Below are 16,807 nucleotides of genomic sequence, written 5' to 3'. Positions count from 1 at the left end.
CCGATCTTGACCATCAGCACGTTCGATCCAGCCCATCTCGACGGGACCACCCGTCCCCAGGACGATCTCTTCCGGCATGCCAACGGCGTGTGGCTGAAGGACGCCGTGATTCCCGAGGACCGCCCGCTCGCCGGGTCCTTCACCGCACTGCGCGACGCCTCGGAGCTCGCCGTCCGGGCGATCATCGAGGAGGCCGCCGCACGATCGGCGGACGGTGCCGGTGCGGCCGCGGACGGGATCGACGCGAAGCTGGGCACGCTCTATGCGGACTTCATGGACGCGGACCGCGTCACCCGGAACGGTTCGACGCCGGTCCTGCCCCTGCTCGAGCGCATCTCCGCCGTGACGACGGCCGATGAACTGGTGGGCCTCAGCGCAGGCCTGTCGCGCTCGGGCGTGCAGGGCCTCCTCGCGCCGTACGTCAGCAACGACGCCGGGAACCCGACCCGCTACCTGCTGCACCTGTACCAGTCCGGACTGGGCCTGCCGGACGAGTCCTACTACCGCGAGGACGGCTTCGCCGAGACACGGCAGAAATACCAGGCACTCCTCGAGCAGCTGTTCGTGCTCGTCGACGCTCCCGACGCCGCCGGCGCGGCCGCGCGGGTCGTCGCACTGGAGACACGCCTCGCGTCCTCGTCGATGGGCTCGGTGGAGCGTCGGGACCCCCAGAAGACCTACAACCTCCTCGGGCACGGGGACCTCGAGGATCTCTCCCCGCACCTGGTGCCCTGGCTCTCCACGGGGACCGACACTGCGGCGCAGTACGCCGAGCTCGTGGTGAACCAGCCCGACTTCGTGCGCGGGCTGGACGCCGCACTCCGCGAGGAGGAGCTCGGGACGTGGCGTGAGTGGCTCGCGAGCCGCGTCCTGCTGCACGCATCCGACTACCTCGACGATCGCTTCGTCGACGCGACCTTCGCGTTCTACGGCACCCACCTCGCCGGGACCCCGCGCCTGAAGGACCGATGGAAGCGCGGGGTCGCCCTCGTGGAGGGAGCGATGGGCGAGGCGATCGGCCAGAAGTACGTCGAGCGGCACTTCCCCGCCACCCACAAGGAGGCGATGCTGGCTCTCGTCCGGAACCTCATCGCGGCCTACGGGACGAGCATCCGCGGCCTCTCGTGGATGACCGACGAGACCCGGTCGAGGGCCCTCGAGAAGCTCGCGCAGTTCACCACGAAGATCGGGTACCCGGAGGAGTGGATCGACTACGCCCCGCTCGAGGTGATCCCCGCGGACCTGTATGCCAACGTCCTCCGTGCCGCGGAGTTCGAGCACAGCCGGCAGCTGGGCAAGCTCGGCGGACCCATCGACCGTGGCGCGTGGCTCATGACGCCGCAGACCGTCAACGCCTACTACATGCCGACCATGAACGAGATCGTGTTCCCGGCGGCGATCCTGCAGCCGCCGTTCTTCGACATCGAAGCCGACGACGCCGTGAACTACGGCGCGATCGGCGCGGTCATCGGTCACGAGATCGGACACGGTTTCGACGACAAGGGCTCGCAGTTCGACGGGACCGGGATGCTGTCCAACTGGTGGAGCGAGGACGACCGGAAGGCCTTCGACGAACTCACGGGCCGCCTCGTCGCCCAGTACGCCGCCCTCGAGCCCTCGGAGGTCCCGGGGCAGGCGGTCAACGGCGAACTGACCCTCGGCGAGAACATCGGCGACCTCGGCGGACTCGGGATCAGCTACCGGGCGTATCTCCTCAGCCTCGAGGGCAGGGAGGCACCCGTGGTCGACGGCCTCACGGGGACGCAGCGCTTCTTCCTCTCCTGGGCCACGTGCTGGCAGCAGAAGATCCGCCCCGAGGAGGCCCGGCGTCGGCTGACCGTGGACCCGCACTCCCCCAACGAGTTCCGCTGCAACCAGGTGGTACGGAACCTCGACGAATTCCACGAGGCCTTCGGCGTGGGTGAGCAGGACCGCCTGTGGCTCGGGCCGGAGGACCGCGTCCGCATCTGGTGACGCAACGGGAGGTCCGCCCGTCGGCTCGGGGCCGGACCTCCCCGGGGCACGGACCCCGGTCGTGCGCGGTTCGCGGCTACAGCCCCGAGGATGCCTGGCAGGTGATCTGGTCGGCGGTCTGGCCGTCGAGCTCGTTCCCGAGTGGGGGGACGACGACGGCGGAGCCGGTCGCGAGATCCGCTCCGACCTGCACCTGGACCCCGACGAGACCCGGATCGGCGATAACGTTCGCCGTGGCGACCCCGAAGCGCGTCGCCACGTCCGCTGCGGCGGCGTCGTAGCCCGGTCCGTAGACCACGAGGGTGGTCTCCGCAGGCACCGACTCGAACGTCGTCGCCTGCGTGTACCCGGCCTCGAGGACCAGCCGCTGCACCTCTGCAGCGCGGCCCGCGTCCGTCGTCGCGTTCACGACGAGCAGCGGCACGGATGCAGGGTCGAAGGCCGGTGCCTCGGGTGTGGCAGGAGCATCGGAGGGGTCCGGCGTCGTCCCCGGTGCGGAGGGTGCGGACGGTACCGCGCTCTCCTCGGTCAGGCCACGATCCTCGCGCAGCGCATCGAACAGGGGTGCTGCCGCCGCTTCGTCGATCACGAGGCGGTTCGGATCCTGGTCCCAGGGCTGCACCGGGACCGTCACGAATGCCATGTTGCCGAGGTCCACGTCCTTGAGCCGGTCGGCGATCTTCAGGATCTCCGCAGGCTGGGACAGGCCTTCATCCACCGTGAGGTTCCGCGTGACCACGTCCGCGATGGAGTAGAGCTTGGGCAGGTTGGTGAGGGTACCCTCTGCACGCACCTTGCGGGCGAGCGACGCCATGAACGACTGCTGGGCAGCGATCCGGCCGATGTCCCCTCCGTCACCGAAGCTGTGGCGCGTCCGGAGGAACGCGAGGGCCTGGTCGCCCTCCACCTCACTGGTTCCCGCGGGCAGCCTCAGGCCCGAGAACTCGTCGTCGACCGGTTCCTGAACGCAGACCTCGACACCGCCCACCTCGGACGAGAGCTCGCTGACCGCAGTGAACCCCGCCATCATGAAGTGGTCGACGGAGAGCCCCGTCAGGTCGTTGATCGCGGCGACGGTGCAGCCGGGACCGCCCTCGTTCAGTGCCGCGTTGAGCTGGCCCAGCTCCTGGGCCTCCGACGGCCGCCCCGTGTCGGGGTTCACGCACGCGGGCAGCGGAACGAGGAGGTCCCGCGGGAACGAGACGACCGTGACGTTCTCCCGATCGGCCGAGAGGGTCAGGAGCATCATCACGTCCGAGTTGCCCTCGCCCGAGGAGTCGCTCTCGTCACCGAAGAAGCCGCCCGAGTTGCCCGTCCTCGTGTCGGAGCCGAGGATCAGGATCTGGAGGGGATCCGTGCTCGAGTCGACGGGAAGCGCGGACTCCTGGCCCTCCGCGAGATTGAGCGGCATCGTGACGACGTTGGACTGGAGCCTGAAGACCTGGACCCCGACGAAGGCGACGGTCGCGACGATCAGCGTCGTCATGACGAGGGCCGTGATCTTCAGTCCGCGGTGGTGCGGGGCGTGCCCGAGGTGGCGGCCGACCGGACCGTCGCCGTCGGTCGTGTCGCTGATCCCGCCGTCTCCGACCGACGGGTCACCCGACGCGCCGGACGGCGGGACGTCGACGCGGTCGGCGCCCTCGGGTGGCTGTCGGCGGGTCATGCCCGGGCTCCTTCGGATGGCTGGACGATTCGGATCATTCTGTCACCGTCCGGACGGCCGGGCGCGCGATGCGCCCGTGGCGCTCCCGAACGTGATGGAGGGACCTGCTCGCCGATGATCCACGCCGTGCGTGACAGGACCCCGCTGAGGTGCCAACGACCGGGGCAGGTCGTTGGTGCCCGTCAGAAGCCGAGCTTGACGAGCTGCTTGGGGTCGCGCTGCCAGTCCTTGGCGACCTTCACGTGGAGGTCCAGGTAGATCCGCGTCCCGAGCAGCGCCTCGATCCCCCGCCGCGCGTTGGTGCCCACCTCGCGGAGGCGGGCACCACCCTTCCCGATGATGATGGCCTTCTGGGACGGCCGCTCGACATACAGGTTCACATGGACGTCCAGCATCGGATTGTCCTCGCTGCGCCCCTCGCGGGGAATCATCTCCTCGACGACGACGGCGAGGGAGTGCGGCAGCTCGTCACGCACTCCCTCGAGGGCCGCCTCCCTGACCAGTTCGGCGACCATGATCGCCTCCGGCTCGTCGGTGAGCTCACCGTCCGGGTACAGGACGGGCGATTCGGGCATGTGCCGGCTGAAGACGTCGGCCACCGTGTCCACCTGGAACCCGTCCGCCGCGGAGACGGGAACGATGTCGGCCCACCCCTCCGGCCCGGCAACATCGGTGCCGAGCGTGGCGACGGCCAGGAGCTGTTCGGTCAGCGCCCTGCGATCCACGAGGTCCGTCTTGGTGACGACGGCGATCAGCGGCTTGCGGCGCAGGCGTGCGAGCTGTTCGGCGATGAAGCGGTCGCCGGGGCCGATCTTCTCGTTCGCGGGGAGGCAGAAGCCGACGGCGTCGACCTCGGCGAGCGTGTCCGCGACGAGGTCGTTCAGGCGCTGCCCGAGCAGCGTCCTCGGCCGGTGCAGGCCGGGCGTGTCGACGAGGACGATCTGCGCGTCCTCCCGGTTCACGATTCCACGGATGGTGTGGCGGGTCGTCTGGGGCTTGGCCGAGGTGATGGCGACCTTCTGCCCCACCAGGGCGTTGGTGAGGGTCGATTTCCCGGCGTTCGGGCGTCCGACGAGCGAGACGAACCCCGCCCTGTGCTTAGCGTCGCTCATGGTCTGCCTCTGTCGTCTCTCGTTCGTGGTGCTCGGTGTTGATGGGCGCGATGCGGTGCGCGATCACGTGCGAGACCCTGTTGCGTCGACCCTCCACGCGCTCGGCCCGTAGACCGATACCGTCTATTGTGACCTCCGACCCGACGATCGGCACCCTGCCCAGGGTCTTCGCGAGCAACCCTCCGACGGTGTCGACCTCCTCGTCATCGAGATCGAGGCCGAAGAGCTCCCCGAGGTCGTCGATCCCCATCCGCGCACTCACGCGGAATTCGCCGTCGTCGAGCCTCTCCTGCTCCGGTACCTCCGAGTCGTACTCGTCGACGATCTCGCCGACGATCTCCTCGATCAGGTCCTCCAGCGTGACCAGACCCGCGGTGCCGCCGTACTCGTCGATGACGATGGCCACGTGCGTGGACTCCCGCTGCAGCTCCCGCAGGAGGTCGCCCACGGGCTTCGACTCGGGGACGTACCGGGCAGGCCTGCATTCGGCGTCGACCGATCGCACGAGATGGGAGGCAGGCCTGCCGTGGAGGCTGGCCACGACGTCCTTGAGGTAGAGCAGACCCTTGATGTCGTCCGAACTCTCGCCGATCACGGGGATCCTCGAATAGCCGGAGCGGAGGAACAGGGACATCGCCTGGCTCAGCGTCGAGCCGGACTCGATGGTGACCATGTCGGTGCGCGGGACCATGACGCTGCGGACCTTCGTATCGCCGAGTTCGAACACCGAGTGGATGAGTTCGGCCTCGTTGTCCTCGATCATCTCGGCATCGGAGGCACGCGAGAGCAGTTCCCTGAACTCCTCCTGCGTGAAGAAGGCCGCCTCATCCCGCGCGGCCCCCGGCGTGATCGCGCTGCCGATGCGGACCAGCCAGCGCGGGACAGGGCCGAGCAGGGCACGGAGGAACGCCACCAGGCCGGCCGTCAGGCGGACGACGGTCGCGGCGTGCATCCGTCCGAGCTGGCGCGGGGACACGCCGACGATCACGAACCCGATGGCTGCCATCACCGCTGTGGCGAGGAGTCCTGCCAGCCAGATGCTGTCCAGCAGATCGTGGAAGAGGATCGCCACCGCGACGGCGCCGGCCATCTCGAACCAGACCCGCCAGAACCGCAGGGCGTGCATGTGGGCCACGGGGGCGTCCAGGATGCGACGCAGGGACGAGGTCCGCGAGCCCTGGACGAGGGCTTCGCCCTCCTGTCGTGGCAGGTAACTGAAAGCTGCTTCGGCCGCCGTGACGAGTGCAGCGGTCAGGGCGAAGAGCAGGCCCATGAGCCCGAGGAGCCAGATGGTCAAGCGCGGGTCTCCCGGGGGGCGTCGCCACCGAGGAAATCGGCGAGCAGTTGGCGCTGCAGGCCGAACATCTCCTTCTCCTCGTCGGGCTCCGCGTGGTCGAACCCGAGAAGATGCAGGATGCCGTGGGTGGTCAGCAGCAGGAGCTCGTCCCGCGTCCCGTGGCCTGCTGCCGCACCCTGCGCGGCGGCCACCTCGGGGCAGAGCACGATGTCACCGAGGAGCCCCGCGGGTGTCACCCGGCCCGCGGTCCCCGGCCGGAGTTCATCCATCGGGAAGGAGAGCACGTCGGTGGGGCCCGGCTCGTCCATCCACTCGATGTGGAGTTTCTCCATCGCTGCGGTGTCCACGAGGATGACGGACAACTCGGCCTCGGGATGGATGAACAGGGATTCGAACAGGAAGTTGGTCAGGCGGACGAGGGATTCCTCGTCGACGTCGTAGCCGGACTCGTTGTTGACCTCGACGCTCATCGGCCGGTCACCGGGCGGCCGGAGCGCTGCTGGTTGCCGCGCTGCTCCTCGTCCCAGGCGCTGTAGGCGCTGACGATGTCGCCCACGAGGCGGTGGCGCACCACGTCCGAGGCGTCGAGTTCGCTGAAGTAGACGTCGTCGACGTCGCGCAGGATCTCGCTCACGATCCGCAGTCCGGAACTGGTGCCGTTGGGCAGGTCCACCTGCGTGACGTCGCCGGTCACGACCATCTTGGACCCGAACCCGAGGCGCGTGAGGAACATCTTCATCTGTTCCGGCGTCGTGTTCTGCGCTTCGTCGAGGATGATGAAGGCATCGTTGAGCGTCCGGCCGCGCATGTACGCGAGGGGCGCCACCTCGATCGTGCCGGCGGCCATCAGGCGCGGGATCGAGTCGGGGTCCATCATGTCGTGGAGGGCGTCGTACAGCGGGCGGAGATACGGATCGATCTTGTCGTTGAGCGTTCCGGGCAGGAAACCGAGACGCTCCCCTGCCTCGACGGCGGGCCGGGTGAGGATGATCCGGTTGACCTCCTTCTGCTGCAGGGCCTGCACCGCCTTGGCCATCGCCAGGTAGGTCTTGCCGGTACCCGCCGGTCCGATGCCGAAGACGATCGTGTTGCGGTCGATCGCTTCGACGTAGGTGCTCTGGTTCAGGGTCTTCGGGCGGATCGTCTTCCCGCGGGAGGACAGGATGTTGACCGAGAGCACCTCCGAGGGGCGTGCGGCGCTCTGCGTCTTGAGCATCGTCACGAGCTGCTCGAGCACCTGCGGGGAGACGGTCGCGTTGTTGCTCGCCATGGTGCGGATCTCGCTGACGAGGCGCTCGGTGCGCAGCACGTCGGCAGACGGTCCGGAGATGGTGAGCTCGTTGCCCCTGGCCTGGAGGCCGACGCCGGGGAAGGACTCCTCGATCAGGCGGAGGGCCTCGTCATTGGAGCCCAGTGCCTGCACCATCTGCTCCGTCGAGTCGAAGTAGACGGTCCTCGTATCAAGTCCTGCCACGTTGATCCCTGTTGAAGATTCGCTCATAGCTCGGCCGTGCGGCCTTCGATCGCCCCTCGTTCGCGTTGTCGTCCTGGCTCCGTACCCTGCGTGCCGCGGCTGTGTCCACCCGTTCACGGCGAACCGGTTCGGCCTGGGACAGAGAACTTAATCGTACGTCATAGGCACGGCGCAGCAGGGGCCGATGCTCCGGGGGCACCAGGGCTCCCGATGCATCCCGAGGGCTGCCGACCCAGCCGGTTCCCGTCGCGAATCGGCAACGGCTTCGTATCGATCCGGTTTCAGTCCTCCACACCCCTCGTATTCCTGCCGGGCCGCCGTTCGGGCTGTGCCAAGCTGATGCAGGTTCGGCAGGGGTAACCCGTTCCGTGGCCGGCCTGGCGAGAGCACCCTCCGTGCCCGCTCGTCACCCGAGAATCTCGTACCGATCGACCCATCGCGCCCTTCAAGCGCCTGACGGAAAGGGGCCAGCATGAACAGCCAGGACCCCCTCCGGCAGAGCAGGCTCGGCCTCCGCGGGATCCTGCTCGTCTCCGGCGGCGTCCTCGTGGCGAGCAGTGTCTTCCTCCTCCCGAATCTCGACGTGTTCGAGGGCAGTGCCGCGAGGACGGATCTCGCCCGGCCGATCGAGGCCTCCGGTCCGGGGACCGTCAGCGGCACCCCGTCCGAGGAAGCCCTGAAATCGCAGGGGGCCGCTGCGGGGCCGGCGGCGACCTCACGGCCGCTCGTGCCGGTCTACTGGCTGGGTGATGTGACCGGGTCGGACAGGCTGTTCCGGGAGTTCCTGCCCTCCCCTGCGGCATCGAGCGGTGATCCCATCTCCGAGGCCGTGCGGATCATGACCGAGGGCGAACCCCTGGACCCCGACTACACCTCCCCCTGGGATCCCGCCTCGAGCATCAGTTCCTCCGTCTCGACGAGGAACGTCATCACCCTCGACATCTCCTCCGACGCGCTGTCGCAGCGCCTCGACGAGGAGGATGCCCGGCTGGCACTGCAGCAACTCGTGTTCACGGCGACGGCGGCAGCGTCGGACGGCGGTCTCATCACGGGCGGTGAGGCCAGCTCGGTCGTGGTGCTGGTCGACGGGACCGCCGACTACCGTGCCTTCGGATCGGTGGACCTTGGCGGACAACTGACCAGGGACACCGGCGTCCTCGCTCCGGTGTGGATCATCGACCCGCAGCAGGGCGTCGAACTCGGCAGGGAGAGCTTCACCGTCCATGGGCTGGGACCGGCGGGAGACGACTCCGTGGTCTGGCGCATCGACCGCAGGACCGAGGGCTCTGCCGGCGGCACGGACCTGTTCCTGGACGGCGTGGTCGAGATCGTGCCCGCCGACGGCGCGCCGGGCGCCTACTCCTTCGCTGTCGGCCTGCCTCCGGGGAGCTACGACATCACGGTCTCGGCAGGAACCGGCGAGGGCGTTGCTGAGGACTCGAAGTCCGTCGTGGTCCGCTGACCGGATCTGTGACGGTGCCGCGCGGGTACCAGCGCCCGGGCAGGTGACCGAGCGACTACCAGCGCCCCAGCAGGTGGTTCAGCAGGACGAGCGCCGCCGGACCGGCGGACGATGACCGGAGCACGTGCGGCCCCAGCCGCGCGCTCTCGGCGCCCGCGGACCGCAGCTTCCCGAGTTCCGCGTCGCCGATCCCACCCTCGGGTCCGACGACGACGGCCGTGGTCGACGGCCCGTCGAGTCCGCCGGTGCTGCGGAGCACGTCGAGGTGATCGGACAGCGAGGCGTGGGCGTCCTCGTGCAGCACGATGACGTGGTCGACCGCGGCGGCCCAGGCGATGAGCCCGGCGGTGTCCATGACGGGCAGGACGTCGGGGACGAACGAGCGCCGCGACTGCTTCGACGCCGCATTCACGAGGGACAGCCACTTCTGCCGGCCCTTCTCCGCCTTCTCGCCGCGCCAGCGCACGATGCTCCGCTCGGCATGCCACGGCACCACCGCGTCGACCCCGAGTTCTGTCGCCGCCTCCACCGCCTGTTCGTCGCGGCCGGCCTTCGCCAGGGCCTGGACGAGGACGAGGCGGTGCAGGGGTGCGGGGTCCTGCCCGGCAGTCTCGACGGTGAGCTCGACCGTCCCTGCTCCGACGGCCACGATGACACCGGTCAGGCGGTACCCCGTCGAGTCCGAGACATCGATCCTCTCGCCCTGGCCGAGTCGACGCACCGTGGCGGCATGGCGTCCCTCGTCTCCCCCGAGGACGAAGGGGCCCCCAGGGCAGGCGGAACGGACCTCGGTGCCCGGCGCGAAGAACAGCGGACGCGTCATGGTCAGCGGTTCCCGAGCCGCTCCCGCAGACGGGCGAACACGCCGGAGCCGTTGCTCGCCAGCTGACCGTCGGTGTACTCCTCGTTCCGGAGCTCGGCGAGCTTCCGGAGGAGTTCCTCCTGCTGGTGGTCGACGTTGCGCGGCGTCTCGACGTTGAGGTGGACGCGGAGGTCTCCCCTGCCCTGGTTGCGCAGGTGCGTGACGCCGAGCCCCCGCAGGGTCAGGATCTCCCCGGACTGCGTGCCCGGCTTGATCATCAGCTCCTGGTCGCCGTCGAAGGTGTCCAGGTGGACGGAGGTACCGAGCGCCGCCGCCGTCATGGGGACACTGAGCGTCACGTGGAGGTCGTCGCCGTCGCGCAGGAAGGTGGAATCGGCGTTGACCCGGATCTCCACATAGAGATCGCCCTGGGGCCCACCGGCGATCCCGGCCTCGCCCTGGCCGCCCAGCTGGATGCGGGTGCCGGTGCTCACGCCTGCGGGGACCTTGATGGTCAGGGTCCGGCGGGCACGGATGCGTCCCTCGCCGCTGCATTCGTGGCAGGGGCTCGTGATGACGGTGCCGTAACCCTGGCACGTACCGCACGGCGCGCTGGTCATGACCTGGCCGAGGATGGACCGGACGGCCCGCTGGACCTGTCCGGAGCCACCGCAGATGTCACAGGTGCGCGGCGAGGTACCGGGCTGGCAGCAGGAGCCGTCACAGGTGGGACACACCTCGGCGGTGTCCACCTCGATCTTCTTGTTGGTGCCGAAGACGGCGTCCTTCAGATCGATCCGTACATTGATCAGCGCGTCCTGCCCCCGGCGTGTGCGGGACGGTGCGCCGCCCTGCTGGCCGCTCCCCCCGAAGAACGTCTCGAAGATGTCCTGGAAGGCGAACCCGGAGCCGGAGTAGCCCGAGCCGTAGCCGGTGTCCGTCCCGTTCTCGTTCCCGGTCGTGTCGTAGACGCGACGCTTCTGCGGGTCGGAGAGCACCTCGTAGGCGCGGGTGACGAGCTTGAACTCCTCGGCCGCACCATCGCCCGGGTTGACGTCCGGGTGGAGCTTGCGGGCCAGCTTGCGGTAGGCCTTCTTGATTTCCTCCCCGGTCGCGCCCTGCGCCACACCGAGGACCTCATAGTGATTACTCACTCCTGCACATCACTTCCTGTTGGAGACAACTGTCGTCTGCTCACCGGCCGGGCCGGTGGGAATCCTGCGGGGCCCCGCTACTCCTCGAGGATCCTCGAGAGGTAGCGGGCGACGGCGCGCACGGCGGCCATCGTGGTCGGGTAGTCCATGCGGGTGGGTCCGAGGACACCGAGCTTCGCTCCGGCGTCCGGTCCGTAGCCGGTCGCCACCACCGACGCCCCCGAGAGGCCACCGTAGGGGTTCTCGCTGCCGATCCGCACCGAGATTCCGCGTGCGTCGTACTCCATCTCGGAGAGGAGCCGCAGCATGACCACCTGCTCCTCGAGTGCTTCGAGGATCGGGCCGATGCTCAACGGGAAGTCGCCGGTGGACCGTGCGAGGTTGGCCGTCCCCGCGAGCAGGATCCGGTCCTCGCGGCCGAGCCCGGCAAGCTGCTCGAGCGCCCTGACGATCGTACCCCCGTGCGTGCGGAGGCCGGCCGGCAACTGGGCGAGCGCGGAGCCGAGCTCCGCGGGGAGGTTCGTGAGCCTGACCCCGGAGACCGCGGACAGGATCCTCTGCTTGAGCTCGGCGAGTTCGCTCTCCTGGATGTCCGTCGGCGTCCGGACCATCCGCTGCTGGACCGTCCCGCTCGTCGCGATCAGCACCACCAGGATCTGCTGAGGAGCGAGCAGGACGAACTCGATGTGGCGTACCGATGCCCCTCCCACGCGGGGGAACTGGACGACGGCGACCTGGTTCGTCAGCTGCGCGAGCAGCCGCACCGTCCGGTCCATGACGTCGTCGACGTCCTCTGCACCCTCGAGCAGCGTCTGGATGGCCTTCTTCTCCGGGCCGGAGAGGGGCTTCACCTCCGAGATGCGGTCCACGAAGAGGCGGTAGCCCTTGTCCGTGGGGATCCGGCCGGAGCTCGTGTGCGGTGCGGCGATCAGCCCCTCCTCCTCGAGCACCGCCATGTCGTTGCGGATGGTGGCCGAGGACACCCCGAGCCGGTGGCGGTCGACGAGCGCCTTGGAGCCGACGGGCTCCCTCGAGTGGACGTAGTCCTCGACGATGGCCCGGAGCACTTCCAGGCGTCGCGGTTCACTCACTCCTCAAGTCACCTCCGGGTCTGTCCCTACCTCACGAGCACGCGGTCAGGGTGGTTCCGAGCGGTTAGCACTCGACACACCCAAGTGCCAAGTCTAGTACGTCGCGGGCGATTGTTAGCATTGGCCACCCGGGCCGCGGCATACCGCCGGAGCCCTCGTCGGAAGGGTGTTCGGGATGGATCACGGCTGGGGAGCACAGGACATCTCGGCTCCGCGACGCGTCGCCCTCCCGGAGGTCCCGGTCGAGCGGGACATGGTCCTCGAGGACGTCCAGAGCGGATTCGTGGGCGCTGTGGTGCGCGTGGAGAAGTCCGGCGGACTGCACGTCATGGTGCTCGAGGACCGCCGGGGCAGGCACCGGACGTTCAGGCTGGGACACGGCTTCCTGCTCGACGGCGCTCCGGTGCAGCTGGTCGCCCCGCGCCCGGTGACGACCGCGGCACGCACCCGAACGGCGTCGGGGAGTGTCCGCGTCGTGGGGGCGCGCGCCCGGACCGCCCGCGCGAGCCGGATCTGGGTGGAGGGCCAGCACGACGCCGAACTCGTGGAGAAGGTGTGGGGTGACGACCTGCGGCTGGAGGGGATCGTCGTCGAACCGCTCCACGGAGTCGATGATCTCGAGGGCGCGATCCGCGCGTTCGGGCCCGGGCCGACCCGCCGCCTCGGGATCCTCGTCGACCACCTCCTGCCCGGCACGAAGGAATCACGGATCGCGCAGCAGGCGATGACCGTACCCGGAGCACGTGACCACGTGCTGATCGTCGGCCACCCCTACGTGGACGTCTGGCAGGCGGTGAAGCCGGCCGTCCTCGGGCGGACGGCCTGGCCCGTGGTGCCGCGCGGTCAGGACTGGAAGACGGGCATCCTCGCAGGGCTCGGCTGGCCGTACCAGGACCAGGCCGCTGTCGCCCAGGGGTGGAAGCGCATCCTCGGAGGCGTCGGGAGCTACGCGGACCTGGAGCCCTCGCTGCTCGGTCGCGTCGAGGAGGTCATCGATTTCCTGACCGTTCCACCGGGCACGGCCTGAAGCGATCCGCGGCGGCCAGCCCGTATCCTTGGAGCACAGTCACGGCGGAGGAATTCCGCGAGCCAGCAAAGGAATACCGTTGTCCAACACCGCCGACCATCAGCACGAAGGACAGAGCGCGTCCCTCCCCGCCTTCGAGGGAACTCCGGCCAACGCGCTGCCGCTCACGGCGTCCGAGGACCGGCAGTTCGCCACCCTCGCGCACTTCGGCGGCATCCTCGGGTTCATCCCCTCGCTGCTGATCTTCCTCATCTTCAAGGACCGCGGCCCGTTCACCGCCCAGGAATCGAAGGAGGCGCTGAATTTCACGCTCCCACCGACCCTCCTGGCCCTCACGGCCTGGCTGCTGTCCCTCGTGCCGGACATCGGCGGGATCTTCGCGGTCGTCAACGCCCTCATCTGGGTCGCCATCACGATCTTCTCCGTGAACGCCGGTATCCAGGTGAACCGTGGACGGCCCTACCGCTACGCCCTGAACCTCCGGCTCATCCGCTAGGCACGACCGCCCGTATACCTCCGGCGCCTGCGCCGCGGTGATCCGGCGACCCTCCGGAGGTGTGCGGGGGCAGTGTGCGGCGGCGCTCCGTCGGTGTCAGTCGGGCAGCAGTCGGCGCACGACGGCGTCGGCCAGCAGGCGTCCCCTGAAGGTCAGGACCACGCGACCCGCGAAGGCCTCGACGGGCTCCACCAGCCCATCGGCGATGAGACCGGCCACGGCCTTCCTGCCCGACGCCGTCAGGACCGCCGTCGGGAGTCCCTCGCGCAGGCGCACCCGCAGCATGACGTCCTCGACGTAGCGGTCCTCGCCACCGAGGATCTCGCGGCCGGCTGCGGGAGACGACCCGCCCTCCAGCGCGGCGGCATAGGCGCGCGGATGCTTGACGTTCCACCAGCGCGTCCCGCCGACATGGGAGTGCGCGCCGGGACCGGCCCCCCACCAGTCGTTCCCGCGCCAGTAGGCAAGGTTGTGGCGGCAGGCGTCGGCGGGCGTCCTGGCCCAGTTGCTCACCTCGTACCAGTGCAGTCCCCCGGCCGTCAGCAGCTCATCGGCAAGGGCGTACTTGTCCGCGTGGTCGTCGTCGTCGATGGGTGGGACGTGCCCGCGACGGATCTGCGACGCGAGGCGGGTGCCCTCCTCGATGATCAGCGCATACGCGGAGATGTGGTCCGGCGCGTAGGACAGCGCCGTCGTCAGCGAGGTCCGCCAGTCGTCCAGGCTCTCCCCGGGCGTCCCGTAGATGAGGTCGAGGCTCACCGCCAGGCCCGCCTCGCGGGCCCACTGGACGGCCTGCGGCACGCGTTCCGGCGCGTGCGTCCGGTCGAGCACCGCGAGGACGTGCGGGACGGCGGACTGCATGCCGAAGGACACACGCGTGAAGCCCGCGTCACGGAGGATGCGCAGGGAGTCCGGCGTCACCGAGTCCGGGTTGGCCTCGGTGGTGACCTCCGCACCGGGCGCCAGTCCCCAGCGACCCGTCGCGGCCCCGAGGATCGAGGCGAGATCCTCCGCGGGCAGCAGGGTCGGCGTCCCGCCGCCGAAGAACACGGTGGACATCGGACGGGCCGGCACGCCGGATGCCGCCAGCGCCCGTGCTCCGAGGTCCAGCTCGGCGAGGACGGAGCCGGCATACGCGTCCTGCGACGCTCCCCCACCCAGTTCGGTGGCGGTGTAGGTGTTGAAGTCGCAGTAGCCGCAGCGCACGGCGCAGAAGGGGATGTGGACGTAGAGGCCGAAGTCGCGAGCCCCGGCATCGACGGCGGCCTCCGCCGGCAGGATCCCGTCCGCCGGCGCGGGCAGGCCGAGTGGCAGGGCGCTAGGCACTCCTGACCTCCTTCGAGGGGTAGAACGTCACTTCTTGGCTTTGTCCTTCGACTCGTCCGAGGACAGTGCGGCGATGAACGCCTCCTGGGGAACCTCCACGCGACCCACCATCTTCATGCGCTTCTTGCCCTCCTTCTGCTTCTCGAGGAGCTTGCGCTTGCGGGTGATGTCACCGCCGTAGCACTTGGCGAGGACGTCCTTGCGGATGGCCCGGATACTCTCGCGCGCGATGATGCGGGCGCCGATGGCAGCCTGGATGGGCACCTCGAACTGCTGGCGCGGGATCAGTTCGCGCAGCTTCCCCGTCATCATCACGCCGTAGGCATACGCCTTGTCGCGGTGGGTGATGGCGCTGAAGGCGTCGACCTGCTCGCCCTGCAGCAGGATGTCCACCTTGACGAGGTCCGAGACCTGGTCGCCGTCGGCCTTCCAGTCCAGCGAACCGTAGCCGCGGGTCTTCGACTTCAGCAGGTCGAAGAAGTCGAAGACGATCTCCGCGAGGGGCAGTCGGTACCTGATCTCGACGCGGTCCTCGGACAGGTAGTCCATGCCGCCCAGCACGCCGCGGCGCTGCTGGCACAGCTCCATGATGGCGCCGACGAACTCCGACGGCGCCAGGATGGTCGCGGACACCATGGGCTCGCGGACCTCGGCGATCTTCCCCACCGGGTACTCGCTCGGGTTGGTCACCTTCAGGACCCGCTTGTCCTCGAGCGTGACCTCGTACTCCACGTTCGGAGCCGTGGAGATGAGGTCCAGGTTGTACTCGCGTTCGAGGCGCTCCCGCGTGATCTCGAGGTGCAGCAGGCCGAGGAAGCCGACACGGAAGCCGAACCCGAGCGCGGCCGAGGTCTCGGGCTCGTAGACGAGGGCGGCGTCGTTCAGCGTGAACTTCGCGAGGGCGTCGCGGAGCACCGGGTAGTCGGTGCCGTCGAGCGGGTACAGCCCGGAGAACACCATGGGCTTCGGATCCTCGTAGCCGCCGAGCGACTCCGCGGCCGGCTTCTGCAGGTTGGTGACGGTGTCACCGACCTTCGACTGGCGCACGTCCTTCACGCCGGTGATGAGGTAGCCCACCTCGCCCACACCGAGGCCCTTGGAAGGCTTCGGCTCGGGCGAGCTCACGCCGATCTCGAGCAGTTCGTGGCTCGCGCGCGTCGACATCATCTGGATGCGCTCACGGGGGCTGAGCTTGCCGTCGACCACCCGGACGTAGGTGACCACGCCGCGGTAGGTGTCGTACACGGAGTCGAAGATCATGGCGCGCGCCGGTGCGTTCGGGTCTCCGGTCGGCGCGGGGAGATCGCGCACGATCTTGTCCATCAGCGCCTCGACGCCGACGCCGGTCTTGCCCGACACCATGATGACGTCCTCGGGTTCGCCGCCGATGAGGCTCGCGAGCTCTGCCGCGTACTTCTCCGGCTGCGCTGCCGGGAGGTCGATCTTGTTCAGGACCGGGATGATCGTCAGGTTGTTCTCCATGGCGAGGTACAGGTTCGCCAGGGTCTGCGCCTCGATGCCCTGCGCGGCGTCCACGAGGAGGACGGCCCCCTCACATGCCGCGAGGGACCGCGAGACCTCGTAGGTGAAGTCGACGTGCCCGGGGGTGTCGATCATGTTCAGCGCGTAGGCGGTCCCGTCGACCTCCCAGGGGAGACGAACGGCCTGGGACTTGATGGTGATGCCGCGCTCGCGCTCGATGTCCATGCGATCGAGGTACTGCGCCTTCATGTCCCGCTGCTCGACGGCACCCGTGAGCTGGAGCATGCGGTCAGCCAGGGTGGACTTCCCGTGATCGATGTGGGCGATGATGCAGAAGTTCCTGATGATCGCCGGATCGGTGGCGGCAGGCACCGGCGCGGTGCGGGCCATGGGTGACACGTGTGTTCCTCACTTCGACGGGACGGGGGTCGGCGTACTGGGCGA

14 protein-coding genes are annotated in these 16,807 nt (G+C 69.1%); 4 read left to right on the top strand and 10 right to left on the bottom strand.

All coding sequences use genetic code 11. The features are described 5' to 3' along the window. The first annotated feature begins 6 nt into the window (after positions 1 to 6). A complete protein-coding gene (locus tag ACTIMO_RS11805; RefSeq protein ID WP_448182525.1) occupies positions 7 to 1,974 on the top strand; it encodes a M13 family metallopeptidase in 1,968 nt (655 codons plus the stop codon). 76 nt (positions 1,975 to 2,050) lie between these two features. Here the strand turns inward: ACTIMO_RS11805 and ACTIMO_RS11800 are convergent, their stop codons facing one another. The 5 genes from ACTIMO_RS11800 to ACTIMO_RS11780 all read right to left on the bottom strand — a co-directional run bounded on the left by ACTIMO_RS11800 (position 2,051) and on the right by ACTIMO_RS11780 (position 7,550). Continuing rightward, on the bottom strand, positions 2,051 to 3,640 hold the full coding sequence (locus ACTIMO_RS11800; RefSeq protein WP_448182524.1) for an LCP family protein: 1,590 nt from the start codon (positions 3,638 to 3,640) through the stop codon (positions 2,051 to 2,053). A 182-nt stretch (positions 3,641 to 3,822) separates the two neighbouring features. Next, positions 3,823 to 4,752, bottom strand: a complete 930-nt coding sequence (gene era, locus ACTIMO_RS11795) for a GTPase Era (protein WP_422389801.1) — start codon at positions 4,750 to 4,752, stop codon at positions 3,823 to 3,825. Then, entirely contained in the window at positions 4,739 to 6,049 is a 1,311-nt protein-coding gene (locus tag ACTIMO_RS11790; RefSeq protein ID WP_448182523.1) for a hemolysin family protein, read from the bottom strand. Before ACTIMO_RS11790 ends, era begins: the two co-directional genes overlap by 14 nt. Then, positions 6,046 to 6,519: an rRNA maturation RNase YbeY gene (gene ybeY / locus ACTIMO_RS11785; RefSeq protein WP_422389803.1), complete on the bottom strand. Its 474-nt coding sequence runs from the start codon at positions 6,517 to 6,519 to the stop codon at positions 6,046 to 6,048. Before ybeY ends, ACTIMO_RS11790 begins: the two co-directional genes overlap by 4 nt. Next, positions 6,516 to 7,550 carry a PhoH family protein gene (locus ACTIMO_RS11780; protein ID WP_422389804.1) on the bottom strand — a complete coding sequence of 345 codons (1,035 nt, stop codon included), beginning with the start codon at positions 7,548 to 7,550 and terminating at the stop codon, positions 6,516 to 6,518. The genes ybeY and ACTIMO_RS11780 overlap by 4 nt, the downstream gene beginning before the upstream one ends. A 445-nt stretch (positions 7,551 to 7,995) precedes the next feature. Between ACTIMO_RS11780 and ACTIMO_RS11775 the strand changes: the two genes are divergently transcribed. Further along, positions 7,996 to 8,985: a GerMN domain-containing protein gene (locus tag ACTIMO_RS11775; protein ID WP_448182522.1), complete on the top strand. Its 990-nt coding sequence runs from the start codon at positions 7,996 to 7,998 to the stop codon at positions 8,983 to 8,985. A gap of 55 nt (positions 8,986 to 9,040) precedes the next feature. Here ACTIMO_RS11775 and ACTIMO_RS11770 read toward each other — a convergent pair whose 3' ends face one another. From ACTIMO_RS11770 to hrcA, 3 genes are all read right to left on the bottom strand, one after another. Then, entirely contained in the window at positions 9,041 to 9,808 is a 768-nt protein-coding gene (locus ACTIMO_RS11770; RefSeq protein ID WP_055771221.1) for a 16S rRNA (uracil(1498)-N(3))-methyltransferase, read from the bottom strand. A gap of 2 nt (positions 9,809 to 9,810) precedes the next feature. Next, positions 9,811 to 10,941, bottom strand: a complete 1,131-nt coding sequence (gene dnaJ / locus ACTIMO_RS11765) for a molecular chaperone DnaJ (protein ID WP_448182521.1) — start codon at positions 10,939 to 10,941, stop codon at positions 9,811 to 9,813. A 77-nt stretch (positions 10,942 to 11,018) separates the two neighbouring features. Beyond that, positions 11,019 to 12,032, bottom strand: a complete 1,014-nt coding sequence (hrcA, locus tag ACTIMO_RS11760) for a heat-inducible transcriptional repressor HrcA (protein WP_422389807.1) — start codon at positions 12,030 to 12,032, stop codon at positions 11,019 to 11,021. A gap of 175 nt (positions 12,033 to 12,207) precedes the next feature. Here hrcA and ACTIMO_RS11755 point away from each other — a divergent pair, with 175 nt between their 5' ends. Both ACTIMO_RS11755 and ACTIMO_RS11750 read left to right on the top strand, forming a co-directional pair. After that, positions 12,208 to 13,059, top strand: a complete 852-nt coding sequence (locus ACTIMO_RS11755) for a DUF3097 family protein (RefSeq protein ID WP_448182520.1) — start codon at positions 12,208 to 12,210, stop codon at positions 13,057 to 13,059. A 79-nt stretch (positions 13,060 to 13,138) separates the two neighbouring features. Then, positions 13,139 to 13,555, top strand: a complete 417-nt coding sequence (locus ACTIMO_RS11750) for a DUF4870 domain-containing protein (protein WP_055771234.1) — start codon at positions 13,139 to 13,141, stop codon at positions 13,553 to 13,555. A 96-nt stretch (positions 13,556 to 13,651) separates the two neighbouring features. Here the strand turns inward: ACTIMO_RS11750 and hemW are convergent, their stop codons facing one another. Both hemW and lepA read right to left on the bottom strand, forming a co-directional pair. After that, complete coding sequence (hemW, locus tag ACTIMO_RS11745) at positions 13,652 to 14,881, bottom strand: radical SAM family heme chaperone HemW (protein WP_448182519.1); 1,230 nt, start codon at positions 14,879 to 14,881, stop codon at positions 13,652 to 13,654. A gap of 27 nt (positions 14,882 to 14,908) precedes the next feature. Next, positions 14,909 to 16,762, bottom strand: coding sequence for a translation elongation factor 4 (gene lepA, locus ACTIMO_RS11740; protein ID WP_448182518.1), 1,854 nt, complete (start codon positions 16,760 to 16,762; stop codon positions 14,909 to 14,911). Positions 16,763 to 16,807: the final 45 nt, after the last annotated feature.

The sequence above is a fragment of the Arthrobacter sp. CP30 genome (genome assembly GCF_053470025.1).
The sequence above is the reverse complement of the archived record's forward strand: the minus strand, read 5'-3'. Positions and strand labels throughout refer to the sequence as shown.